The sequence below is a fragment of the Faecalibacterium sp. BCRC 81149 genome, from assembly GCF_022750605.1.
GTDB classification, from domain to species: Bacteria; Bacillota; Clostridia; order Oscillospirales; family Ruminococcaceae; genus Faecalibacterium; species Faecalibacterium duncaniae.
The window spans coordinates 38336-62262 of record NZ_QXJA01000012.1 but is presented as its reverse complement, the minus strand read 5'-3'; the positions used below and the strand labels follow the sequence as shown (position 1 = coordinate 62262).

Sequence of the window (23927 nt, the reverse complement as noted above, 5' to 3'; positions counted from 1 at the left end):
ATTTTATTAGTACATTCCACCACTTTATGCAGTCACATGGGTGGCATTCTCTTTCACCGAATTGATTGTCTCCATCAGCTCACTGCCTGTTTTGCCATCAAACAGGCGGGTAAACAGAATGGGCTGGTCAAAGGGTGGTTTCATCAACACCGCTTTGCTTTCCACATAACCGTTCTGCTCGATGTAATGAATAACCTTCTGAACAAACGCGATCTGCTTTGCATTCAGCGATTCGTTGTTGATAAATTTTGAAAACGCCTGCATGGCAGCATCGTGGTCCAGCTTTGCCACTTTACGCACCAGCAGACCAAATGGGGTATCCCGAAACTCCCGTGCATAGTCCTCTTTGCTGCCCAGCTCACAGGTGAAGATATGTTCCAGCTCGGTATAGTCACCCCGGGAAAGCGGAATGTTCTGAGTCAGCTTGTGGATGGCCAGCGTATCGCTGCGGTGCTCCATGATGTAGCGGTTCACACGTTCCCGGTACTCGCCAAAATCGTAGCCGGAATCCAGCGTTTTGCCCTCGGCCTGTTCCAGTACCGGGTCGGCAAGGGCCGTGTAGACAGGCTTTTGCCCCTCGCCGCCCTCCACCAGAAACTTGATGAGTTCCCGCAGCTCCTGCCGCATTTCCTCAAAGTGGAGAAGATCATGCGAGGTCAAAAATTCGTCTGTCTGCACCTCCCGGATGAGGGGCAGCTTTGCCTGCACCTGCGGGATGGTAGCCTTCCCTTCCAGCATTGCCGCTGTGCTGCGCAGCTGTTTCTGGGCGCGGCCCAGTCCCGGCAGACCTTCCAGTTCACAGAGCAGCAAGCCATACACAAAGTTATCGAACCGCTTGGCGGCTTCATCTTTGTCGTCCAGCGAGATGAGCGGTGCAACCCCTTTCATCAAGGTGCCTTTGTCCGTTTCGGTCAGGCTGACAAAGGCTTCCGGCTTTTGATAGTGTTCCACGGCCTGTCGGTGCAGCCGCACGGATACCAGCTCCGGGTTCAGCGCTCCCACCTCGGCACGGCAGGTCTCCGTTAAGATCTTGCGCCAGTTCTGGTATTTTTCGTCCGCATAGGCTCCATCCTGCAGCGCGGCGGCGATCCGCACCTGCTTGCAGAAAATGCTCTCGGACAGGCTTTTGGTGTCCGCGCTCTCGTAGCCGTTGGGTTTCTGACGGAAAAATTCAAAGTTGCCGCAGTAGTCAAAAATCAGAAACCGCCGTTTGCCCGTATATTCGCCGTCGATGGCATCCACGCAGGCAAGGGATGGGCAGAGCCGCGTACCACGGCCGATCATCTGCCAGAACTTCGTTTTGCTGCGTACTTTTTTGAAGAACACCAGATTCGCGCACTCCGGCACATCGATGCCCGTGTCCATCATATCAACCGAGACCGCAATAAACGGCGGCTTATTCGGCTGTTTGAAGTCGTCAATGATGGACTGTGCATAGGTGTCATCGCAGACCACCCGCTGGATGAATCCCGGGTACTGGGTCTCCAGCTGCGGGTAGAGCTTGCCAAAGCGCTCCCGGATAAACTCCGCGTGGCGCTTGTTCTGGGCAAAGATGATGGTCTTGCCGATGCGGTCGCCGCCTGCCGTCTGGATGCCCCGTTCCATCAGGTCTTGCAGCACCGTGTCCACGGTGTTGGCGTTAAAGATGAACTTGTTCAGCTTTTCGGACGGGATGAAGGTGGGCAGGGTGTCGTCCTCGGCAAAATCGTCCTCGTAGCGCGCCTTATCCTCCGGTGAAAGCTGATCGTAGTGGATGCCCTCTTCGGTGAATTTCGTCTTGACCTCGTAGTTGTAGTAAGGCACCAGCACATGGTCGGTGTAGACCGCCGTGTCGTAATCGTAGGCGTAGGTGGGGATGCCGTGCTCCATCTCGAAAAAGTCGTAGGTGTTGCGGTCCACGTCGGTTTTCGGGGTGGCGGTCAGACCCACCAGAATCGCATCGAAATAATCAAAAATGGCGCGGTATTTCTTGAAAATGCTGCGGTGGCTTTCGTCCACGATGATGAGGTCAAAGTGGGCGGGCGAAAACAGCGGCACGCCGTCTTTGGTCTTGGCGTTGTCGATGGCGTTGAGCATGGTGGGATAGGTGGAAAACACGATGCGCGCGGCCTTATCGTCCTTGGAGGAGCACAGGTTGCACAGCGACTGGTCCGGCAGATACTTTTTGAAGTCGTCCCTTGCCTGCTTGACCAGTGCGGTGCGGTCGGCCAGAAAGAGCACGTTGGTCACATGACCGCCCCGGCTCAGCACATCGGTCAGGCTGGACGCGGTGCGGGTCTTGCCTGTGCCCGTTGCCATGACCAGCAGATTGCGCCGGAAGCCCTGCGCGATGTGGGCGCAGACTGCCCGGATGGCGTTTTTCTGATAGTAGCGGTCGGTGATTTTATCGTCAATTTCGATGGTGTCCAGCGGTTTTTTCTCGGTGCGGCGGTTCACCAGCTTCTGCAAGTCGTCCTTGCAGAACACCCCGCTCACGACACGCTGCGGGCCGCTCTGCTCATCCCAGAAATAGGTGGTGTAGCCGTTGGTGGTAAACAGCATCGGACGGCGGCCAAACTTCTGCTCCAGACAGTCTGCATAAAGCTGAGCCTGCTTGCGCCCGATGTTGGGGTCTTTGGTGCTGCGCTTGGCTTCAATGACCGCCAGCGGCAAGCCGTCCTTGCCCATCAGCACATAGTCCGCATAGCCCTTCTGCCCCAGCACGCCGTTCATGTTGTCCACTTCGTACTCGGTGCGCACATCGGCGTCCGGCCCGGTGAATTTCCAGCCCATGGCCTTGAGGTCGATGTCGATGATCTTCTGCCGCGTCTCGGCCTCGGTCAGGTCGGCGGCGGTAAAACTGCGGCTCTGCTGGTTCTGCTGTTTGCTGGCCGTGTACGCCGTCGAAAGGCTCTCCACCTGCTTGCGCAACGCTTCCAACTCGGCATCCTTCTGGGTCAGCAGACTTTCCTGCTCCCGGATCTTCTTTTCGTCCAGCGCTACCTTTTCGCCGGGGATGGCTGTTTCATCAAAGGAGCGCTCCACATAGTCCGTGCCGTAGCAGTAATCCACCCACTGGATGAAACCGAACAGTCCCCGCAGGCTGAACACTGCATCCGCCGCCGACACGCTATGCCCTGTATGTACCGCCAGATTGCCCGCCTTCACGATGCTGGGCAGCACGCTCCACACGTCCCGGTCCACCGCGAACCGGAAGCTCGGCTCATGCAGCAGGGATTGCAGGTTGTCCTTGTAGGGCATCGTGATAGTCTTGTCCGCCGCATACACCCACTTCACCGCCAGCTCCAACGCCTTCCGGCACCCCACCGCGCACATCGCCGGGGAGGTGGAGAACACTTTCTCGGCCTCGATGGCAGCAGATGCGAAGAGGGAGTATTCGGGGTGGGTGGAGAGATAGGAGAAGTTGGACATATAATCACCTTTCCTTTATTTTGCACTTTGAAGAAGCAAGGGAACCACAAACATTTTTACTTTTATTTGTGCGTACTCTTCATATGCAACAAAATTGTTCTTTTCGATGATTAGCGAAAAATCAAGTTTTTCCGGCATTGGATGATGAATTCGGTTAATTTCTGTTCTTAACCTCTTCTCATCTTTTTCAAGTTGTTTTTCCCACAAAGCAAAACTATTAAAAATAAATTGAATCGCACGTACTGCTGTTCCACTGTCGCCAGAAGACATCACTCCCATACTTGTCGGAAATAGCACTCCCCCATGAAATGGTATAAATGCCACACACCTTTTTGTCAATTCGTAAATTTGATTATCCGGTAAGTTCTCACACGGCCTTAGCCCATTCGGATATACTAACAGATTAGGCCAATTTTGATAAACAATCTCTAGTAAATCTCTATCAAACCAGTCGCTCCCCTGTGGGTGTTTTTTCACATCAATAAAATGAGCAACCTGCCCTTTTATTTGGAAAAACAACAAGTGCGGATTTGTACACTTTTTATTCTTTTGAACTTTCTCAAGATGAACATGGTAAATTTCCCAGTTTTTTAGCATGAAATCCGATTTTCTCATCGACGTCGTATTGATGTCCCTGCTCATATATTCTGTTATCGACTGACAATTTCGCAAACACCATTCAATCCTCTTAATTTCACGCCTATCTGACTCCGGTAAATAGGGAAGTTTCTGCAAAAGTTCTTTTGAATAAAGTACGTAATATGGAATATTCGAGTTTATATGGCGTTGCAATACCTGAAAGAGCTTTATGCAGATTTCATAATCATCCCATTCTTTTGGAACACTCATCCCAAGATTTCTAAACTCTTCTCTTGCCATTTCAGCAAAATCATGCCGGAAGTTCATTTTCACCGCCTCCTTTCAACATTCCGCACAGAACTATATCCTAATCTCAACTGCACAATTCCGAAATCTTATCCATAGAGAATTTATAGAACGAATTAAATTGTTCAATCGTCTGTGCTACAGAGACATTTTTCACACCAACATGCCAAATATCTTTATTATGATTCGAGTCAATACAATGAAAGCAAGGCTCATCTCTTCCAATAAGCATCCCCATCTGATTCGTTACTGCATGTTTTTGTGTGTTATCCATTTCATTAAGCACGGTCAAAAAATCGACATATTCGGAAAAACATCCCAAAGATTTTTTATTCTTCAAATACTTTCCAATGCCATCAATTTCCACTTTCGTGACAACGTCTTCCTGAGAAAGTGTCCATACAATGGAAATCATCATATCAGCAAAATGTTTCAAATCATGAACTATACTTTTCCCAAGATGGCTTTCTTTAAAGTTCAAATAGCTGTTTTCAATCAAAAAACGTCCACTTTTGGTTCGTATTTCTTTCCAAAGATCACAATATTCAACAATGTTTTCGTTTGTAATGTCAAGTTCAGCTACCAACTGTATCAGTAAAATCTGAAATCCGTAATCAACTGCTTTTTTTGATAATTTGGGTAATACCTTATCATTAAAATTTTCAATCGGTACTTTCCCTGTTTTTATCAGAGGATACTTTTCAATCCATCCTTTTTGCTGCTTCACCTTCTCGTCATGCTCAATCATTGCTTCCACTGCATCAGGCATAGCATAAATCGGGGGAAGCTCTCCTTTTGCTACTTTTTCTTGAAGCATTTTTATTATCTCATCATCAACCATTTTCATTCTATTACCTCCATCTATGAGTCTGATTCCAATTTTCCATCCATAGTTACCCAAAATATTCCTGCATCCGTGCTCTTTCACCAATTCCAGCACTTCCAGTCTCCACCACTCCCTCCGTCACGGCTGCGCCGTGCCACCTCCCTCTAAGAGGGAGGCTTTTACCTTACCTCTACGTTATAGGCTCCCTCCCAGAGGGAGCTGGCAAAGCCGCTAGGCTTTGACTGAGGGAGTATCTTCCAGTTCCTGAACCCGCTTCCTGACTTCCAAATCAATTGCACTGCAAACTTCTTGAAAGCTCTGCTCTATTTCCAGATTAGAAAACCGAATCACCTTCACACCATATTCGGCAAAAATGGCGGAGCGTTCTTTGTCGTATGCCAGTCCCTGCTCATCATAATGCTGTGAACCGTCCACTTCCACGACCAGCCTTGCAACGTGACAATAGAAATCCGCAATAAAGCCATCAATCGTTTTCTGACGCTGAAACCGCACGGGATAGCTGCGCAGAAAATCATACCAGAGATGATTTTCCTGTTTTGTTGCGTCTTTGCGCAATTCTTTTGCACGAGGGATCAATTTTCCTTGATATGGCAATGACATCTGGACGCGCTCCTTTCTGGAACTCCCTCCGTCACGGCTAACGCCGCGCCACCTCCCTCTAGGAGGGAGGCTTTTGCCTTACCACCACATAAAGGCTCCCTCCCAGAGGGAGCTGTCACCGAAGGTGACTGAGGGAGTTACCCAAAATATTCCTGCATCAGTGCCTTTTTCATCAATTCCAACTTTTCAAGGCTCTGCTGTACGGTCTGCTTCTGCTTGTCTACACGCTCTACAAAAGCGGCAAAATCATCTTGAAGTTTTTTAGGCGGCAAAATAACATTTATTTTCTTCAACATCGCAATCGATAAGTATGCCACTGTCGAGCCAGCTTGCAGACTTTCAATTTGTTTTTGGATATATGGTTGCGCAAACAAATATGAAATATAAATACTTGAAACTTTCGGACTAAAATTGGAGAGCCAGCTAATCATGCCATCTTGAAAATAGAATTCATCATCCGATTGAACGATATAACACTTTCCAAGAGTTCCTCTTGAAGTTATAAGAATATCATTTTCTGTGGGTGTTAGCTCTTTATGCAAAAGCTGTTCGTATCGTTCAAGAGGAATAAATGTCGAACATGAATATTTTCCCGTATCAATCAGCTCGTTCAAGTCCGCCACTTTTAAGAAAGGAATACCACTTATACTTTGTTCTTCTTGATAAATTCGTTTACTCGACCCAACATCGCAAAGTTCACATAAGTGATACACCAGAAATTCTTTGGGATTAAACTCAAAATCTCCAAACATCTCCACAAACCGTACCTTTACCAGCTCGTCCAATTTGGAAAGCTGCTGCTTACGGAGAGAAATCAACTGCTCTAACTTCTTGAATTTTTCTGCAATTTCTTTCTGCTGGTTTACTTCAGGTAACGGGATTTCAATGCTTTCAACGATGGATTTAGAAATTTCTTTAAAAGTCGCACCACGTCCCAACGAATTGAGATAGTCTGTTTTTGATTTCAAGAAAAAATAGAGGTATTCATTATAAATCGCATCTGAGCAAATAAGGTTCTTGAATCCCTGATTGCAACACATTTCACAACCGGCAATTGCGGTTTTGCCAATCGGCGCGCGAGAAGATAAAATGACTGTTCCTGTCGGCAGATAAGACAATCCGGTTTTTTCTTTTCCCTCTTCAGTAATGTGCCGAACTGAATCCATAATGTAAAAAGTATCTTCGTTCAATTCAGCAGGTGTTATCCATTTGATGTTGCCATCCCAGTAGGACGTAACAGATGTTTTTGGTGTCGAACCAGATACAATAGTACAAACCTCTCCCAACTTCGCCATCACACCATCTCCTCCAGTTCTGCCAAACCCTTGGTAATCTCCATTTCCAGCTCATGCAGGTCGGCAAGGATTTCCGTGGTCGAGGGATACTCCACCGGCACATACTCCGTCTCTTTATACTTATTGATGGACAAATCGTACCCGTTGGCGGCAATTTCTTCTTTGGGCACAAAGAAGCTCTGCTCGGTGCGCTTGCGGTCAGTTTCGGCATCAAGGTTATGGAACCGGGCGATGATGTCCGGGATGTCGTTTTCCTTCACCTCGGTGCGCTTGTCGTCCAGCGAGAAGCCGTCGGCTTTCATATCGTAGAACCACACCCTGTCGGTACCGCCCGCGCCGGTCTTGGTAAACACCAGCACCGCTGTGGACACGCCTGCATAGGGCTTGAACACGCCGGAGGGCATGGAAATGACCGCCTGCAGCTGGTGGTTTTCAATCAGTTCTTTTCGGATGCTCTGGTGCGCCTTGCTGGAACCGAACAGCACGCCGTCCGGCACGATGCAGGCGCAGCGTCCGCCGGTTTTGAGCATCCGCAGGAAGAGCGCAAGGAACAGAAGCTCCGTCTTTTTGGTGTTGGTGACGGCTTTCAGGTCGTCGTTGATGCTCTCGGCATCCACAGTGCCCTTGAACGGCGGGTTCGCAAGGCAAACGGTATACTTGCTGCAAATAGAGTTTTGCTTCGACACGCTGTCCTTGTAGTCGATTTCCGGGTTCGTGATGGAGTGGAGCATCAGGTTCATGGCCGAAATGCGCAGCATGGTGCGGTCCGTGTCAAAGCCGGTGAACATCGGGCCGGCAAAATGCTGCCACTGCTCCGGGGTCATGCGGTCCTCGTAGTGGGCGCGGAGGTACTGCGCACTGGACACCAGAAAGCCCGCCGTGCCGCAGGCAGGGTCACAGATCAAGTCGTCCGGCGTGGGCTGCACCAGTTCCACCATCATGTCGCGGATGTGCTTGGGCGTGCGGAACTGGCCGTTCTGCCCTGCTGTTGCCAGCTTGCCCAGCATATACTCATACAGGTCGCCCTGCATATCAAGGTCGGCAATGTCGTGGGTGTAAAGATCCTCCAGCCCGGTGATGATCTTTTGCAGCACCTGCGGCGTGGGAATCAGGAACATGGCATCGTCCATATACCGCGCAAAGGCGGTGTTGCCCTCGTCCGGGCGGGCGGGGTCGTCCTCGATCTCCACCAGTTCGCCGCTTGCGTCAAAGTCCGGCAGACGGCCATACTTCATCTTTTTGATGGCAGGGAACACCCGCTGCTGCATGGTCAGGAAAATTTCGCGGGAGTCCTTGTCCTTGAAGCGGCTCCACCGCATAGACTGTCCTGCCGCGCTGGCCGGAAAGATGTGCTCCATCTTTTCGCCCGCCATGTTCTCAAAATCTTCGGTGGCAAGCTCTTTCTCGTCCAGTGACCGAATGAACATGAGATAGGTCAGCTGTTCAATGACGGTCAGCGGATTGGTAATGCCGCCTGCCCAGATGTCTGTCCAGATTTTGTCTACCTTATTTTTAATGGCTCCTGTTACCATGCGTTCCTCCTGAATGTTTGCTAATCGCAAACGTTTTACATCTTGAATTTTTGGTGATAATATCACAATTTTATTATAGCAGTGTACGGTTGTATTTTCAATGTAGAGTGTTTAGCAGAAGCGCTTTCTTGATCGCAAGGCAAAAAGTTAGTGGAACGTTAAAACAGCAATTTGCGATATGCAATTCAACGCTGTTGCTGTTGCATGAAGAAGTTGAATTGCTATAAAACGGTAAAGTGGATCTGCATTTCACAGACTGTTGCTTCTCGTGCTGCTGTTCCCAAAATAAAGTTGATGATAGCCCAACTGCGCCAGACAACAAAGCTGTCCTCACGTTTCGGCGGCTGAATCAGCGCACAAAGTTCTTCCTGCGTGTAAACGTCCTTGATGGTTTCTTGTGCCTTTACCATCTTGATTTTGAACGGTGCTATTTCGTCCTGCTCCATACACCAGTAAAGGAACACTTTCACCGAACGGATATAGTGGTTGACGCTGTTTGCAGTCATTCCGCTATCCGTCAAGTGGATAACATACCGCTTGAATCCTGCCTCATTCACGGCTAACTGTTCATCTGAAAGGAACTTCAAGAACCGTGTAATATCATACCGATAGCCGTTCAACGTGGCTTCTGCCGTGCCAGAATACTTCTTGTCGTCCAAAAAATCTTGCTTTAGATTATCAAACCGGACTGCATTCTTCTGAATCTTCTTCATTTTTGTACCTCTGACCTCTAAATTTTTTGAAAAAATCATAGGTACAAGCCCAAAAAGCCTATATAAAACAAAAAAGACGACAAACCGTTTCTCTCAACGATTTATCGTCCTTTTGGTGCGCTCGAGGGAACTCGAATCCCTGGCCCTCTGATTAAAAGTCAGATGCTCTACCGGCTGAGCTACGAGCGCATACATTATAAAGCGCAGTATAACACGATACTGCCGAATAATATTACCATACTCCCGGGCAAAAAGCAAGCTTTCTGCACAAAAAACTTTCCCAAAGCCGTCATCGGGCAGATTTTGCCACGAACTGCCCCTTTACAAACCGGGCAAGAACCAGTACAATCAAAGCAGTTCATTGCAAAACTGCAACCGACCTGCCGAGCGCACTTCCGCGCCGGGCAAGCCGATCCGATAGGAGGGCTTTTCCATGAAAATTTCTCGACGGTCCGTACTTCGCTATTCCGGGCTGACGGCGGCGCTGCTGGCGCTCGCCGGCTGCTCTGCAAGCCCCGGCAGTGCCATTCTGGGCGGTGACCTGCCCGACTGGATGAAGAGCCTGTTCTGCGGCTCGGCGGCATCCTCTTCTGCTTCTTCTGAAGCCGCTGCATCCTCTGCGTCCTCAGCCGGTGAGGCAGCCGCCTCCTCGGCAGCGTCCAGCGAAGCCGCAAGCTCTGCGTTCAGCCTTCTGCCTGCCTACGACGCTGACCCTCTGACCGGCGAAGCCCGCAAGAGCACCGGCCGGATGGTGGGTGTGATGGTCAACAACATCGCCAACTCCGAAAAGCAGAACGCACGCCCCCAGCGCGGCATCGGCTCGGCAGACCTGCTCATCGAGAGCAAGGTGGAGGGCGGCATCACCCGCCTGTGTGCCGTGTTCCGGGATGCGGACACCATCCCGGAGGTCGGACCGCTGCGCTCCGGCCGCGACCAGTTCCTGCAGCTGCTTATGCCCCATCAGGCCCTCTATTACCACGATGGCGAGAGCATTTTCTGCACCCAGTTCATCAATGTATACGATTACTCCGGCCTGAACATCGGCGGCAAGAGTTACTTCAACACGCCGGTCCACCCCCACGTTGCCCACCGTGACAACCGCGGCCGCAACGTAGCCTATGAACACACCGAATTCACCTCCGGCAAGGAGATCAAACAGGCGGCCGGCAACGCCGGCATCGGCCTGACCTACGCCAACGAAACGCCTTTCTTCCACTTTGCCGACTACCGCACCGCCGCCTCCAATGACCTGCCCGGTGCCCCTGCGGCCAAAACCATCAGCATTACCCACTCCGAGAGCTACAGGACCCGCCTGAGCTACAGCAGCTGGGGCCGCAGCTACAAGCTGGAAATGTACAACCGCTCCAAAAAAGCCTATGAGAACACGGTGGACGAGCTGACCGGCAAGCAGCTGACCTTTGACAACGTGGCGGTCTGCTTTGCCGATATCGCCGCCTATGCGGGCGATTCTCACGATGTCCAGTCGGTCAACTATGTGGCCGGTGGGCAGGCGTACCTCTTCACACGGGGCGGCGTGCAGGTGGGCCGCTGGGAGAAGCCGCATCCCACCCATCCGCTCAAGCTCTACACCGAAACCGGCGAAGAGATGACCCTGAACCGGGGCAAGACCTATCTGGCACTGGTGGACAATGATGAGTGGAGCAATTTCAGCTACTAAATCACCCGCCCTCCGGGGCAGAAGAGGGAAACCGATGAAACGCTTTTGGATGCGCGCTTTGCTCTGTTTTGCGCTCAGCGCCGCACTGCTGACAGGCTGTGCGCTCAGCCCCAGCTCCCAGCCCGCCGAAAGTCCCACTGACCCGCTCACTGGGCAGGAACTTGTCTGGCCGGGCCAGCGGCCGGTCGCCATCACCATTGACAACGCGGCCGCCAGCACCACCCAGTGGGGGCTTTCCACGGCCTCGCTGGTGCTGGAAGCCCTGACCGCACAGCAGCAGGCCACCAGGCTCTGTCTTGTCTACCCTGCCGTGGGGGCCGTGCCGCAGGTCGGGCCTGTCTCTGCCGGGCAGGACCTCTACTGGCGGCTGCTGGTGGGCCAGCAGGTACTGCCGGTACAGCGGGGCGGCGGACGGTTTGACCAGAACTACCTTGATTACTACTCTCTGCGCGCGGTAGACGCACTGGAGGTGGGTACCAATGCCTTTTCCTGTGAGACCAATTGGCAGAATGTCCCGCTGTGGCATACCAGCGGTGCAGCACTTTCGGGTGTGCTGGGCAGCCTGAACATCTCCCCGGCCCTGACAGAATCCCGCGTCACGGACACCTCTTCCAGCAGCTCCGACAGCGAGAGCGGAGCCCTCCTCTCCGTGCCCAATCTGCTGCCCATGCAGGAAAACGGCAAGCTGCCCGATGCAGATGCTTCGGACGCAATGAGTGTCCGGGTCCAGTTTGACGCACAGAACGCCACCGGCTTCTCCTACGATGCCGACAGCAAGACCTACCGGATGCTCCACGCGGACGGCACACCGCAGCTGGATGCCAACAACGGCCAGCAGGCAGATTTCGACAACCTGCTCATTCTGTTCAGTGCATCCACCCTGCGTGACGATGGTGTGACGCTGGATTACGATCTGACCATGGGCGGCGGTGTCTGGCTCAACGAGGGCCACCTGTGGAACATCACCTGGACGCAGGGCAGCGAGACCACCTTCTTCCTGTATGATTCCAACGGCCGCCCCCTGACCCTGACGGCAGGCCGCAGCTATCTGGCGCTGGTGTCCAGCCTGACCGGGCAGGAGCTCACCGTGCAGAACTCCACCGGGGAAAACCTGTTATAAACAAAAGAGACGGTCCTGCAATCCGATGCAGAACCGTCTCTTTTTACGCTATGCCATTTACAAATCGACCACGCTGCCCACCTCGGCAAGGGTGGCAGGCACCGCGCCCAGATGGACCTCATCGGCATCCCGGCGCACCACAAAATGGACGGTCTGGCCTGCGGCAAAGTCAGGCTGATAGATCAGCTCCAGCGTCTGCCAGTCCGCAGGGGTCTCGCAGAAACAGTGGAGCATCGCCCCGCGCCCTGCGGAAAGATTCAGGGTAAAGGCAGAGGCATCTGCCGCATTCTCACCGTAGAGGGGAGCTGCAAAGCTGCCCACCCGCACCTGTCTGCCATCACACAGAGCCGTCAGACCGGTGCCCAGGCTGTACAGGGCGTTCCTGCTGTCCAGCCCGCGGCTCTGCAGGTAGCTGGCCCCCACAGCCAGCGGCCGGGCCGAGAGGTTCTCCACCGACAGATAGACCAGCGTGCTGTCCAGCTCCGGCGCAGGCGCATAGCCCAGCAGCTCCACTGCCGCCTTGCCGTCCAACAGAGCAGGTTCGCCCTCATAGCAGGGGGCCAGAGCCGCGCCCGAAACGCCGGTGAGCAGGGCGGCAGCCAGACTGACTGCGCCGGAACCGGCATATTTCAGGAACGAGCGGCGGGACAGGGATTGTGACATCGGGGATTCCTCCTAACGGGAAAATAAGTTCTCTTTATACAATAGTAAATTCCTGGCTTTCTGTCAAGAGATTTGCCCGGAATTTTACCTATTCTTCCGCGATTTTACGTGTTTTGGATATTTTCAGGGCGGCGCGGCAAAGATTCTTACTCAAATGCCTCGTTTTCCTCGGCTTCTGCCTGCCCGCGCAGGGTATCGGCGTAACCAAAGGGGACGATGTCGATAGCCTCCACCAGACGGTCGCGCATCCAGAGCTGCACGTCGGTCTGGACGGTATAGCCGCAGCCGGGGTCGGCCATCCACTGTTCCGGGTGGCGGGAGGGCAGCGCGCGCTGGCTCAGCATACTCATGATCACGCCGCCATGGGTCACGCAGGCAGCCTCGGTCACATCCATCCGGATCATATACTCAAACAGCTTGAGCAGGGTCTCGGCGCAGCGGGCGTGGAACTGCTCGGTAGGCTCTGCTCCCTCGGGCACAAAGCCGGAGCCGGGGGTGATCCACTTCTTGAAATCCTCTTCCTTGACCAGATCCTTCACAGGGCGGTTCTCAAACACGCCGAAGCCCGCTTCCCGCAGGTCGTGCACTGTGAACTGGTGGCCTGCATTGGGGAACAGAATGTTCGCTGTCTCCACAGCGCGCACCAGCGGGGAGGAGAATACCGTGTCCACCTGCGGATACTCGAACCGCTCCTTCAGCTCCTTCAGCTGGGCGCGTCCCTCCTCACACAGGGGGATGTCCGTGCCGCTGCCGATGTACAGGCCCTGCAGGTTGCCGGCCGTCATGCCGTGGCGGATGAGATGAAGTTTGAACGTTTTCATGGAAAAACACCTCTATCTGGCAAAGAGTTCCTCTTTGCTGTAAAATTTCGCACCGGCAGTGGGCATCCTGCCCGGGCCGTGCGCCACAAAATATGCGTTGATTATCTTTAGTTTAGCATAGATATGGTATCCGGGGCAAGCCTTTTGACAAAAATGACGAAAAACGACGAGAATTTCCGTCACTTTTCTTGCTTTACTTTTGGTTTTTCACTGTGTATAATCAACATGTTGTAAACCAAAACTCAAAGAAGTTCAATTTCCACTACTGAGGAGTCCAAAATCATGGAATTCAACCGTATCATCAAGCTGCTGCGCAAGGAGCGCGGCATCACCCAGAAGCAGGCCGCGGAGGACCTTGGGGTGTCCCAGGCACTGCTCTCCCACTACGAAAAGGGCATCCGCGAGTGCGGTCTGGACTTTGTTGTCCGGGTAGCGGATTACTATAATGTGTCCTGCGATTACCTGCTGGGCCGCTCGGCTGAGCGCAACGGCATGATGCTGAACGCCGATGACCTGCCCAACCCCGATAAGATGAAGGACAACGTCTACCATGGCAGCGTTCTGCCCACCATGAACAAAAAGCTGATCTCCAACAGCCTGAACGTGCTGTATGCCAAGATCGCCGAGTGCCACAGCAAGGCCCTGACCACCGAGGTCAGCACCTACCTGATGATGGCCGTGGCCAAGATGTTCCGCCTGCTCTATTCCGCCGAACCCCACAACGCCCAGAGCCTGTTCAGCGTGGAGGCCCGCCGCTGGCCCGGCTACTCCGATGCCGTGATGCGGATGAGCGAGAGCAACGTGGAGGACCTGCTGGCCGGCGAGGACCTGAACGGTGCCGAGGGCGTGAAAGACCCCTCCTGCCTTGCCATGACCACCGAGAGCCTGACCCGGGAATACCCGCTGTACACCCCCAGCCTGCTGAATCTGGTCAAGACCAGCGAGACCCATGTGCGCGGCCTGGACCCCAACCAGTGAGCTTCTGTGTGAAACTCCTGTTAATTCTGTGCCCAGGGCCTTGCAATTTCCGGTAAAAAATGCTATAAACGAATCAGCGAAGAAAAAGATTTCTGCCATTGATTAAGGAGGCAAGCTTTATGTCGAACAAGATTTCCCGCCGCACCTTCCTCAAGGTCACCGGTGCTTCTGCCGCTGCTCTGGGCGCTGCTGCTGTGCTGGGCGGCTGCCAGGCCGGCGATAACTCCTCCATCGAGGTCAAGGTCGGCGATAAGATCAGCAACTGGAACAATCTGGCGGTCCAGCTGACCAGCGTCTTTACTCTGGCAAGTGCCCCCGATGCCGAGGGCTATGAGTACATTGCCATGCTGATCACCTCTGCAAACCGTTCCAGCCGCGACACCTTTGCCATCGGCGCACAGAACATTCAGGAGATCGGCGAGGCCTATCCTCTGGATACCCCGGAGCAGATCGCAGCCAACACTGCCGGTTACTTCCACGCTCTGTCCGCTTCCACCACCGACTTCTCCTTCACCTGCGACGGTCAGGCAGCCGAGGGCGGCGCTTATGTCCAGCTGTACGACAGCACCACCGAGAGCTTTACCACGGCCTCTGCCATTCCCCCGCAGGGTGCAGGCTACATTGAGCTGGTCTGCATGGTGCCCACCACCTGGCAGCAGATCGGTGTGACCTACACCCCGACCTTTGTTTCCGGCAAGACCCTGAACTTTACCATCAACGCCTCTGATCTGACCAAAGCCTGATCAAGCAGGACGAAATTTCGTATGATTTGCACGGAGACGGTGGGAAAATTTCACAAAATATTTGTGAAAACCATTGACATTCGCCCCCGTTTCGCCTATTGTATAGGCAGAGCCTTTTGGCATTTTCGTGCGCTTTGCACATTATAAGGAGGAACGATTATGTCGTTAGCATTTTCTCGCCGCTCTTTCCTGAAATACTCCGCTGTTGTAGCTGTGGCCGTTGCGGGTGCCGGCCTCTTCTCCGGCTGTGATCAGACTGATACCAAGAACCTGTACTGCGACGGTGCCGGTTCCATCACTGTTCTGCAGATCAATGCCGTTCTTGGTACCTACGATGACAATGCCAAGAAGTACAAGGATATTGACCTGACCGGCAATTCCATTACCTTCCCCTTCCAGATCACCGTTGGCCGCACCAACAACCTGCCCATCCAGCCCAGCAACTTCAAGGCGATTGTCTACGGTAAGGACGGCAAGCAGAAGGCAAAGTATGTCGGTGGAACCAGCAACGAGCTTAAGATCGACGCTTCCTTGCTGGACACCAACCTGGCAAACAGCGCTATCAATAAGGGCACCATCACGCTCAACACCTCTCTGGCTGAGGGCGAAAAGCTGGTCTTTACCTACTGCCCCGACCTGCAGTATGCCGAGTATTCCATGAACTGGGTTCTGGCTCGTGCCGCAAGCGCCAGCTCCGGTTCCACCTCCACCAAGTAATCTCCCCAACGTACATCCTAAGCCGTCCGGGAAAGCCGGGCGGCTTTTTTGCGCCGTCGCATTGGCAAAGTATCTCAATTTTTCTTCAAATTTTCGGCAATTCTGTATCTTGTGCACACCCGCATTTTCTGATACCATAGGTTTATGGAAAAGAATGGGAGCGCAGCGGCAGGGGCCGCCGCGCTGTTTGTGTTTCCGCCTGAGAAAGGCCAATGGGCCTTATAGTTTGACAGAACAGGAGTGTTGCAGTTATGATCAACATGGTAAAGCTTCCCACCAACAAGAGCAATCTGTTCCTGCGTGTGGCAAAGGGCCATTTCGCAACCAGCCACAGCCACATCAATTACTATATCGATGTCACCACCCAGAAGTCCCGCCTTTCCGAGGCAAAGGCCGTGGCAAAAGAGCTGGTGGCTGCCTACCAGCACAACACCATCGTGGATACTGTCCTCTGCCTGGACGGCACACAGGTCATCGGCACCTGCCTTGCCAACGAGCTGACCAAGGACGGCTTTGCCAACATGAACGCCCACCAGACCATCTATGTCATCACCCCGGAGTACACCACCGGCAGCCAGATCATCCTGCGCGACAATCTGGCCCCCATGGTCAAGGGCAAGCACGTGCTGATCCTGGCTGCTTCCATCACCACCGGCTACACCGTGCAGGCCGCGATCGAGGCGATCAACTACTACGGCGGCACTGTGGCAGGCCTGAGTGCCATCTTCGCCACCGCCACCGAGTGCCTGGGCATCCCGGTCACCTCTATTTTTGACCCCTCCAACCTGCCCGATTACGCCAGCTTCGATTCCCGCGAGTGCCCCATGTGCAAGGCGGGCCAGCATATCGATGCACTGGTCAACAGCTTCGGCTATTCGGCACTGTAAGCCCCATTGCCCGATCCGTTTCATCCAATTTCTGCAGACACAAAGACCCGGCTGTCATCGGCAGCCGGGTCTTTTCCTTATTCTGCTTTTTTCGGGAACACAAACGGGTCGTGCAGGTAGACCAGCACGAGGTACGCCGCCATAAAGCACCAGATGATGGGCTCACAGAGGATGACGGCGTTATAGGCAAACTTCGGGATGAAGAAGAGCACGAATACCACCTTGCCCACCAGCTCGATAACACTGGAGAAGAGGGGCAGGACCTTCTGCCCCAGGCTCTGCAGGGCATAGCGGGTGGCCAGCAGAACACCCAGCACCGAGTAGAAGGGCGCGTTCCAGAGCAGATACCGTGCGCCGTTTTCCAGCACCACAGACTCGCTGGAGCCGGAGATGAGCCGCACCATCCACTCCGCGCCCAGCTGCATCAGAAAGATCGCCAGCACGGCCACCACCACGCTGTACAGGGCGATCTCCTTCATGCCCTTGCGGACACGCTCCGGCTGGTTTGCGCCGCAGTTCTGGGAAACAAACGTGGAGCATGCCGATGCCATGGCCATGACCGGCATGGTGGTAAAGGAGAACAGCTTCCGGGCGGCGGTGTGACCGGCAATGACCAGCGTGCCCAGCCCATTGATGCCGTACTGCAGCACCACCGAGCCCGCCGAGACGATGCTGCTCATCAGGCCCATGGAGATGCTCTGGCTGAACAGCTCCCAGTAAAGGTGGCTGCCCACCCTGAAATGCTGTTTTTCCGGAAGCAGGATCTTCACTCTGAAGAAGATGTACAGGATGCAGAGCACCACCGAAACGCCCTGCGAGATGACCGTTGCCACAGCCGCCCCCTGCACCCCCATGCCCAGCCTTGCGATGAACAGGAGATCCAGCACCACATTCAGGCCCGAGGAGATGAGCAGGAACACCAGCGGCATCACACTGTTGCCAATGGCGCGCAGCAGGCCCGCGCAGAGGTTATAGGCGAACATGACCAGCACGCCCAGGTCGATGGTCAAAATGTAGCGGTACGCATCGTCCAGAATCTCCGCCGGGGTGTCCAGCATGAGAAGCAGCGGGTGCAGGCCCAGCACACCTGCCAGCGTAATGCAGAGGGAAGCCACCAGACCGATGACAAGTGAGCCTGCCACGGTCTTTTTGAGCAGATCGTGATCCTGCGCCCCGTAGGAGCGCGCTGCAACGATTGCAAGGCCATTGCCGATACCGAGGCCAAAACCGACCAGAAGCTCGTAGATCGAGCCGCAGGAGCCAATGGCGGCAAGGGCGGCATCGCCCAGCACATTGCCCACGATCATGGTGTCCACGGTGTTATAGAGCTGCTGGAACAGGTTGGAGATGAAGATGGGCAGCATAAACAGCAGCAGGTTTTTGAAAATGGGCCCGTGCATCAGGTCCACATTCATGCTGAAGGGGGATTTTTTCGCAGTTTGGGTCATAAGGTTCCTCACAGTTTACGGAAAACAACCCTCCCCGGCATTGCGCAGCAAAAACGGAGAGGGTTGTGCTTTATTTTTCTTTTACAGCTCCTGGGTCTCAAAGCCGTGGCCGGTCAGCACCTCCACGCTGGTGAAACCAGCTGCCTTGATGGCGGCGGCAGCTTCCTCAAAGCCGAAGGTCAGGCTGGAAACATCGTGGGAGTCGGAGGTGATGATGACCTTGCCGCCCATCTTGTTCCACTCCTCCAGCATCCATGCACTGGGGTAGAAGTCCTTGCGGTAGCCGCGGTAAACGCCGCCGGTGTTCACTTCCAGCAGGCAGTTGTGCTCTTTGGCAGCGCTCAGGGCCTTGAGGGCAGCGGCCCGGTAGCGGGGAGCCTCTTCATCAAAGAACTCACCCTCGCCGTTCAGCTTCTTGATGAGGTCGATGTGGGCCAGAATGTCCGGTCCCTTGGCAGCAACCTTCTCCACCTCTGCAAAGTAGGCCTCCACCGCGGCCAGCGGGTCGCCATCGAAATCATCAAAGATGCAGTCGTGCAGATCCTGCGGGCGGAAGTCGATCTCGTAGTACTTGCCGGTGTTCCTGCCGTACAGGTGATGGGCCGCACCGATCCAGTAATCGTAGTTCTCGGGCTTGTCCTCGCTCAGGCTGTCCCACTCGATGCCGCAGAGGATGTCCACCTTGCCCTTATATTCTGCCTTGAGCTTTGCAATGGTGGCCTTGTACTGGGCGGTGCGGCTGGGGCTCATGCAGTACTCACGGTCCCGCTGAGTATAGCTATGGCCGGAGAAGCCCAGGGTCGTCAGGCCCTGTGCACAGGCGGCACTGGCCATTTCCTGCAAGGTATTTCTGCCATCGCACATCGTCGAGTGGCAATGAACACTGGACTTCTTATAATCTGCCATAACTAAATCACTGCATCCTTTCCTGTTTGACCTTGTGGTCAATGACGTGTCGTTTTTCCAGCTCACGGGTGATCTCTTCCACCGTGATGCCCGCCTGCACCATCAGCACCAGCACATGGTAAGCCAGGTCGCTGATCTCATAGATGGTCTCGGCCTTGTCCTCTTTTTCTCCCGCAATGATGACCTCGGTGCACTCCTCGCCCACCTTTTTCAGGATCTTCTCCTTGCCCTTCTCGAACAGGTAGGTGGTGTAGCTGCCTTCCTGGGGATGATCCCTGCGGCCCTGGATGAGTTCGTAAAGCCCCTGCCAGCTGAACTGCTTGAGCTCCGGCGAGACATACACTTCATTGAAGAAGCAGCTCTCGGCACCGGTATGGCAGGCAGGGCCATCCTTGACCACCTCCACCACCAGTGCGTCCTTGTCGCAGTCTGCAGTGATGGACACCACATGCTGGACATTGCCGCTGGTATCGCCCTTGCGCCAGATCTCCTGACGGCTCCGGCTCCAGAACACCGTACGCCCCTCGGCAATGGTCAGTGCCAGCGTCTCGGCGTTCATGTAGGCAAGGGTGAGCACCTCTTTGGTGTAGTGATCCTGCACGATGGCAGGAATGAGGCCCTTTTCATCAAATTTCAGTTCCATGGTCCATACTCCCTCCCCAAAGGGGATACTTACAGTTTATCCTAAAGTTGCCCGAAACGCAAGAGCTTACAGCCGCATTTCGACACCATTTTCATTCAGATAGGTTTTCAGGTCGTGGATGGTCAGCAGTTTCTGGTGGAAAATGCCCGCCGCAAGGCCCGCGTCGATGCCCTTGTGGTGGAACAGCTCAAGGAAATCTTCCTTTCTGCCCGCGCCGCCGCTTGCGATAATGGGCACATTCACCCGGGCAGCGACCGCGTCCAGCATCTCGAGATCGAAGCCGGTGCGGACACCGTCGGTGTCAATGCTGTTCAGGCAGATCTCCCCCGCGCCATGCGCCGCGCACCAGCTGATCCAGTCCAGCGCGTCCCGGCCGGTATCCTCGCGCCCACCCTTGGCGAACACCCGGAACTGGCCGTTCACCCGCTTCACGTCCGCCGAGAGCACCACGCACTGATCGCCGTATTTCTGGGCCGCCGCCGGGATGAGGCCGGGGTCCCGCAGCGCGCCCGAGTTGACGCTGACCTTATCGGCGCCGCATTTCAGCACCCGGTCAAAATCCTCCAGCGTGTTGATGCCGCCGCCTACGGTCAGCGGGATGAAGATCTCGCTTGCCACCCGGGTCAGGATATCGGTGAACAGAGCGCGGCCCTCAAAGCTGGCGGTGATATCGTAGAACACCAGCTCGTCGGCACCGGCAGCGTTGTACATCCGGGCCATCTCCACCGGGTCGGCCACGTCCCGGATGCCCTCAAAATTCGTGCCCTTGACCACCCGGCCATTCCGGACATCCAGACAGGGAATGATGCGTTTTGTGATCATTTTCGTTCCCCTCCGTTTAATTCTGCACCAGTTCTACACAACGTTTCAGATCCAGTGCCCCGGTATACAGGCTCTTGCCCAGGATCGCGGCAGCGGTGCCCATCTTTTTCAGCTCCAGCAGCTCGGCCTCCGACGAGATGCCGCCGCTGGCCGTGAAGGCCACGCCCGGCACCTCTGCCGCCAGCTGGCGGTACAGCGCCAGATTCGTGCCCTGCATGGCACCATCACAGGCAATGTCGGTGTAGATGATGGCCGTGCACCCGGCATCTGCCAGCCGCCTGCAGAAGTCCACGCCCTTTTCGGCGCTGACCTCCTTCCACCCGTGGATGGCAACAAATCCATCTTTGGCATCCACACCCACGGCAATCCGTTCGCCGTAGCGTTTCAGCATCCGGGCCGTGAAATCAAAATCCGTCACGGCCACACTGCCCAGGATGCAGCGATTCACGCCCAGAGAAAGGTATTTTTCAATACGCTCCTCCGTGCGGATGCCGCCGCCCACCTCGATGTACAAGCCGCCCTGCTTTGCCAGCGCGGCAATGGATCCGTAGTTGGAAAGGGTGCCGTCCTTTGCGCCGTCCAGATCCACAACGTGGAGATACCTGGCCCCGGCCTCCACAAACTGCCGGGCCTGTGCGCAGGGGTCCTCCCCGTAAACGGTCATACGGTCGTAATCTCCCTGCGTCAGGCGGACAACTTTGCCGCCTCGCAGGTCAATGGCTGGGAATAGATTCATAGTTTCTCCTTTAGCGGCCTTACCCTCTCCGTCTTTGCTTCGCAAAGCCGTCAGGCCTTGACTGAGAGGGCGAGCCAGTTTACAATTCTGCAAACGCCTTCAAAATCCACAGCCCCGTCTCCCCGCTCTTTTCGGGGTGGAACTGGGTGCCGTACACCCTGCCCGCCCTGACCACGCCGGTCACGGGGATGGAGTAATCGCTGACAGCAAGTGTACTCCCGGTACAATTTTTGCCGTAGTAGCTGTGGACGTAATAGACATACTCGCCCTCACGGATGTATCGGAAGAGCGGGTCATCCCGTACGATGTGCAGGGCGTTCCAGCCGATCTGCGGTACCTTGAGGGTTTTGTCTTTCAGGTCAGGCTCCAGCGGGCAGACCTCGCCTTTGACAAAGCCCAGGCCTGCATGCTCGCCGTACTCATAGCTTTTTTCAAAGAGCAGCTGCATTCCCAGGCAGATGCCCAGCAGGGGCTTTTGCGCCGCCTGCTCCCGGATGACCGGCACCAGACCGGTAGCCGAGAGCTTGTCCATGGCATCGCCAAAGGCACCCACCCCCGGCAGGATGAGCCGGTCAGCCTTGCGGATGGTCTGTGCATCGGCGGTCACAACGGCCTCCAGCCCCAGATGCGTCAGGCTGGAGCGCAGGCTGAACAGGTTGCCCACGCCGTAATCGATGATCGCGATCATACCAGCAGTCCTTTCGTGGAGGGGATCTCGTCCCGGTGGGCGACATCAATGGCGACTGCCGCAGCCAGCGCGTGGCCCGCCCCCTTGAAGCAGGCTTCGAGGATGTGGTGGGTATTTTCCCCTGCAAATTGTACAAAGTGGAGCGTAGCGGGCACATTGCGGGCAAAGCCCAGCCAGAACTCCGAGGCGCATTCCACATCGAAATCGCCCACCTTTTCGGTCTTGCAGTGGACATCCCAGTTCAGGGTGCACCGGCCCGAAAGGTCTACCGCGCAGAGCACCAGCGCCTCATCCATGGGCAGGTAGAAGCTGCCATACCGCTGGATGCCCCGCATCTCGCCCAGCGCCCGGGCAAAGGCCTGCCCCAGTGCAATGCCGATATCCTCAGCCGTGTGGTGGTAATCCACCTCCACATCCCCGTGGCAGGTGAGCACCAGGTCAAACCGGCCATGGCGGGCAAACAGCTCCAGCATGTGGTTCAGGAACCCACAGCCGGTGTCTACCTCATAGCGTCCCGCACCGTCCAGATTCAGGGTCAGCTCGATCTGGGTCTCGTTGGTGTTGCGTTCCAGTGTCACTTCCCGCATGGGTCATTCCTCCATTATTTTGTCAAGGGTGTTCAGGAAGATCTGCATCTGCTCCAGCGTGCCGATCGTGATGCGCAGCCAGTTTTCAATGCGCGGGGCATCAAAGTGGCGCACCAGAACGCCCTTTCCCTTCAACTTCCGGTACAATTCTCCGCCGTTTTTCTTTTGTGTAGAGGCGAACAGGAAGTTGGAGCGGCTGTCCAGCACCGCAAAGCCCCGGGCTTCCAGCTGCTGTTTTGTCCAGTCCCGGGTGTCCACGATGGCGGCACGGGTCTTTCCAAAATAAACGGTATCTTCCAGCGCGGCCTGCCCTGCTTTCAAGGTCAGGCGGTTGATGTTATAGGGGTTCAGGCTGAACTTGACCCGGTTCAGGTCCGCAATGAGGCTGGCGCTGCCCATGGCAAGGCCCAGCCGCGCTCCTGCCAGCTGGCGGGATTTCGAGAAGGTCTGCACCACCAGCAGGTTGTCGTACCGGTCAATGAGCGGCACGCAGCTCTCGCCGCCAAAGTCCACATAGGCCTCATCCACAATGACCACATTGTCAGGGTTCGCTTTCAGGATGCCCTCGATGGCACTGCGGGGCAGGGCCAAGCCGGTGGGGGCGTTGGGGTTTGCGATGACGATGGTCTCGTTCAAGCCGTAGTAATCGGCGGGGTCAAGGGTGAAATCCTCCTTCAGCGGGATGATATGGCTGGGGATGTGCATCAGCCCGCACCAGACGCTGTAGCAGCCGTAGGTGATGTCGGCATAGGCCAGCGGGTGGGTCTCATCGCAGAAGGCCCGCAGGGCGAAGAAGAGGTTCTCGTCACTGCCGTTGCCGGGCATGATCTGATCCGGCTGCAGGCCAAAGTGCACAGCCGCCGTTTTCAGCAGGTCGGTGCAGGCGGGGTCGGAGTAGAGACGGAGCTTTTCCACCTCATGCTCGCTCACCGCCGCCACCACCGCCGGGCTGGGCAGATAGGGGCTCTCGTTGGTGTTCAGCTTGATGTATTGCTGGTCCTGCGGCTGCTCCCCCGGGGTGTAGGGGGTGACTGTTTCAAGTTTCGGAGAGAGATATTTACTCATAGCAATTTCCTCACTGTCAGCGTCCTCGCCCTCTCAGGCGCTTCGCGCCAGCTCCCCCAAAGGGGGAGCCTCTGGCGGTTTTCCGTAACCTTGCGGGAAATTGCCAAAGCCTCTCCCTTTGGGAGAGGTGGCATTGCAAAGC

23 protein-coding genes and 1 tRNA gene are annotated in these 23927 nt (G+C 55.0%); 6 read left to right on the top strand and 18 right to left on the bottom strand.

Features of this window, described 5'->3' with window-relative positions; genetic code table 11:
• Positions 1-24: 24 nt before the first annotated feature.
• The 8 genes from D3F01_RS12585 to D3F01_RS12550 form a co-directional block, all read right to left on the bottom strand.
• Positions 25-3411 (bottom strand): DEAD/DEAH box helicase family protein, encoded by a 3387-nt coding sequence (locus D3F01_RS12585; RefSeq protein WP_242889026.1) that lies wholly within the window; start codon positions 3409-3411, stop codon positions 25-27.
• Positions 3412-3426: 15 nt separating this feature from the next.
• The gene (locus D3F01_RS12580; RefSeq protein WP_097770069.1) at positions 3427-4317 is read right to left on the bottom strand and encodes a hypothetical protein; all 891 of its coding nucleotides are present in this window, start codon (positions 4315-4317) and stop codon (positions 3427-3429) included.
• A 46-nt stretch (positions 4318-4363) separates the two neighbouring features.
• The gene (locus D3F01_RS12575) at positions 4364-5143 is read right to left on the bottom strand and encodes a hypothetical protein (protein ID WP_097770070.1); all 780 of its coding nucleotides are present in this window, start codon (positions 5141-5143) and stop codon (positions 4364-4366) included.
• Positions 5144-5353: 210 nt separating this feature from the next.
• Complete coding sequence (locus D3F01_RS12570) at positions 5354-5743, bottom strand: endonuclease domain-containing protein (protein ID WP_097770071.1); 390 nt, start codon at positions 5741-5743, stop codon at positions 5354-5356.
• 137 nt (positions 5744-5880) lie between these two features.
• Positions 5881-7038, bottom strand: coding sequence for a restriction endonuclease subunit S (locus D3F01_RS12565; protein ID WP_242889025.1), 1158 nt, complete (start codon positions 7036-7038; stop codon positions 5881-5883).
• Positions 7038-8570 (bottom strand): class I SAM-dependent DNA methyltransferase, encoded by a 1533-nt coding sequence (locus D3F01_RS12560; RefSeq protein WP_242889024.1) that lies wholly within the window; start codon positions 8568-8570, stop codon positions 7038-7040. The genes D3F01_RS12565 and D3F01_RS12560 overlap by 1 nt, the downstream gene beginning before the upstream one ends.
• A gap of 221 nt (positions 8571-8791) precedes the next feature.
• Positions 8792-9283, bottom strand: coding sequence for a phage integrase N-terminal SAM-like domain-containing protein (locus tag D3F01_RS12555; RefSeq protein ID WP_242889023.1), 492 nt, complete (start codon positions 9281-9283; stop codon positions 8792-8794).
• 113 nt (positions 9284-9396) lie between these two features.
• Positions 9397-9472, bottom strand: a tRNA-Lys gene (locus D3F01_RS12550).
• Positions 9473-9716: 244 nt separating this feature from the next.
• Between D3F01_RS12550 and D3F01_RS12545 the strand changes: the two genes are divergently transcribed.
• Together D3F01_RS12545 and D3F01_RS12540 are read left to right on the top strand one after the other, a co-directional pair.
• A complete protein-coding gene (locus D3F01_RS12545; RefSeq protein WP_242889022.1) occupies positions 9717-10961 on the top strand; it encodes a DUF3048 domain-containing protein in 1245 nt (414 codons plus the stop codon).
• 34 nt (positions 10962-10995) lie between these two features.
• Positions 10996-12081 carry a DUF3048 C-terminal domain-containing protein gene (locus tag D3F01_RS12540; protein ID WP_242889021.1) on the top strand — a complete coding sequence of 362 codons (1086 nt, stop codon included), beginning with the start codon at positions 10996-10998 and terminating at the stop codon, positions 12079-12081.
• Between the two features lie 57 nt (positions 12082-12138).
• On the opposite strand, the gene D3F01_RS12535 is transcribed toward D3F01_RS12540, so the two are convergent.
• Positions 12139-12744: a twin-arginine translocation signal domain-containing protein gene (locus D3F01_RS12535; protein ID WP_097770080.1), complete on the bottom strand. Its 606-nt coding sequence runs from the start codon at positions 12742-12744 to the stop codon at positions 12139-12141.
• 146 nt (positions 12745-12890) lie between these two features.
• Positions 12891-13565, bottom strand: coding sequence for a histidine phosphatase family protein (locus D3F01_RS12530; protein WP_117534258.1), 675 nt, complete (start codon positions 13563-13565; stop codon positions 12891-12893).
• Between the two features lie 282 nt (positions 13566-13847).
• Here D3F01_RS12530 and D3F01_RS12525 point away from each other — a divergent pair, with 282 nt between their 5' ends.
• From D3F01_RS12525 to D3F01_RS12510, 4 genes are all read left to right on the top strand, one after another.
• Positions 13848-14543, top strand: a complete 696-nt coding sequence (locus D3F01_RS12525) for a helix-turn-helix transcriptional regulator (RefSeq protein WP_005929618.1) — start codon at positions 13848-13850, stop codon at positions 14541-14543.
• Positions 14544-14662: 119 nt separating this feature from the next.
• Positions 14663-15286: a twin-arginine translocation signal domain-containing protein gene (locus D3F01_RS12520; protein WP_035393344.1), complete on the top strand. Its 624-nt coding sequence runs from the start codon at positions 14663-14665 to the stop codon at positions 15284-15286.
• A 159-nt stretch (positions 15287-15445) separates the two neighbouring features.
• On the top strand, positions 15446-16003 hold the full coding sequence (locus tag D3F01_RS12515; protein WP_242889019.1) for a twin-arginine translocation signal domain-containing protein: 558 nt from the start codon (positions 15446-15448) through the stop codon (positions 16001-16003).
• Between the two features lie 251 nt (positions 16004-16254).
• Positions 16255-16890: a hypothetical protein gene (locus D3F01_RS12510; RefSeq protein ID WP_005929631.1), complete on the top strand. Its 636-nt coding sequence runs from the start codon at positions 16255-16257 to the stop codon at positions 16888-16890.
• A 77-nt stretch (positions 16891-16967) separates the two neighbouring features.
• On the opposite strand, the gene D3F01_RS12505 is transcribed toward D3F01_RS12510, so the two are convergent.
• The 8 genes from D3F01_RS12505 to hisC form a co-directional block, all read right to left on the bottom strand.
• Positions 16968-18338: an MATE family efflux transporter gene (locus D3F01_RS12505; protein ID WP_242889017.1), complete on the bottom strand. Its 1371-nt coding sequence runs from the start codon at positions 18336-18338 to the stop codon at positions 16968-16970.
• Positions 18339-18419: 81 nt separating this feature from the next.
• Positions 18420-19244, bottom strand: coding sequence for a histidinol-phosphatase HisJ family protein (locus D3F01_RS12500; protein ID WP_097770084.1), 825 nt, complete (start codon positions 19242-19244; stop codon positions 18420-18422).
• Between the two features lie 7 nt (positions 19245-19251).
• Positions 19252-19887 (bottom strand): bifunctional phosphoribosyl-AMP cyclohydrolase/phosphoribosyl-ATP diphosphatase HisIE, encoded by a 636-nt coding sequence (gene hisIE / locus D3F01_RS12495; protein WP_005929638.1) that lies wholly within the window; start codon positions 19885-19887, stop codon positions 19252-19254.
• Between the two features lie 66 nt (positions 19888-19953).
• Complete coding sequence (gene hisF, locus D3F01_RS12490; protein WP_242889015.1) at positions 19954-20709, bottom strand: imidazole glycerol phosphate synthase subunit HisF; 756 nt, start codon at positions 20707-20709, stop codon at positions 19954-19956.
• A gap of 16 nt (positions 20710-20725) precedes the next feature.
• A complete protein-coding gene (gene hisA / locus D3F01_RS12485; protein WP_238078069.1) occupies positions 20726-21445 on the bottom strand; it encodes a 1-(5-phosphoribosyl)-5-[(5-phosphoribosylamino)methylideneamino]imidazole-4-carboxamide isomerase in 720 nt (239 codons plus the stop codon).
• 79 nt (positions 21446-21524) lie between these two features.
• Complete coding sequence (hisH, locus tag D3F01_RS12480; RefSeq protein ID WP_242889013.1) at positions 21525-22133, bottom strand: imidazole glycerol phosphate synthase subunit HisH; 609 nt, start codon at positions 22131-22133, stop codon at positions 21525-21527.
• Entirely contained in the window at positions 22130-22720 is a 591-nt protein-coding gene (gene hisB / locus D3F01_RS12475) for an imidazoleglycerol-phosphate dehydratase HisB (protein WP_156068348.1), read from the bottom strand. The genes hisH and hisB overlap by 4 nt, the downstream gene beginning before the upstream one ends.
• A 3-nt stretch (positions 22721-22723) precedes the next feature.
• The gene (gene hisC / locus D3F01_RS12470; RefSeq protein WP_242889007.1) at positions 22724-23785 is read right to left on the bottom strand and encodes a histidinol-phosphate transaminase; all 1062 of its coding nucleotides are present in this window, start codon (positions 23783-23785) and stop codon (positions 22724-22726) included.
• Between the last annotated feature and the right edge of the window lie 142 nt (positions 23786-23927).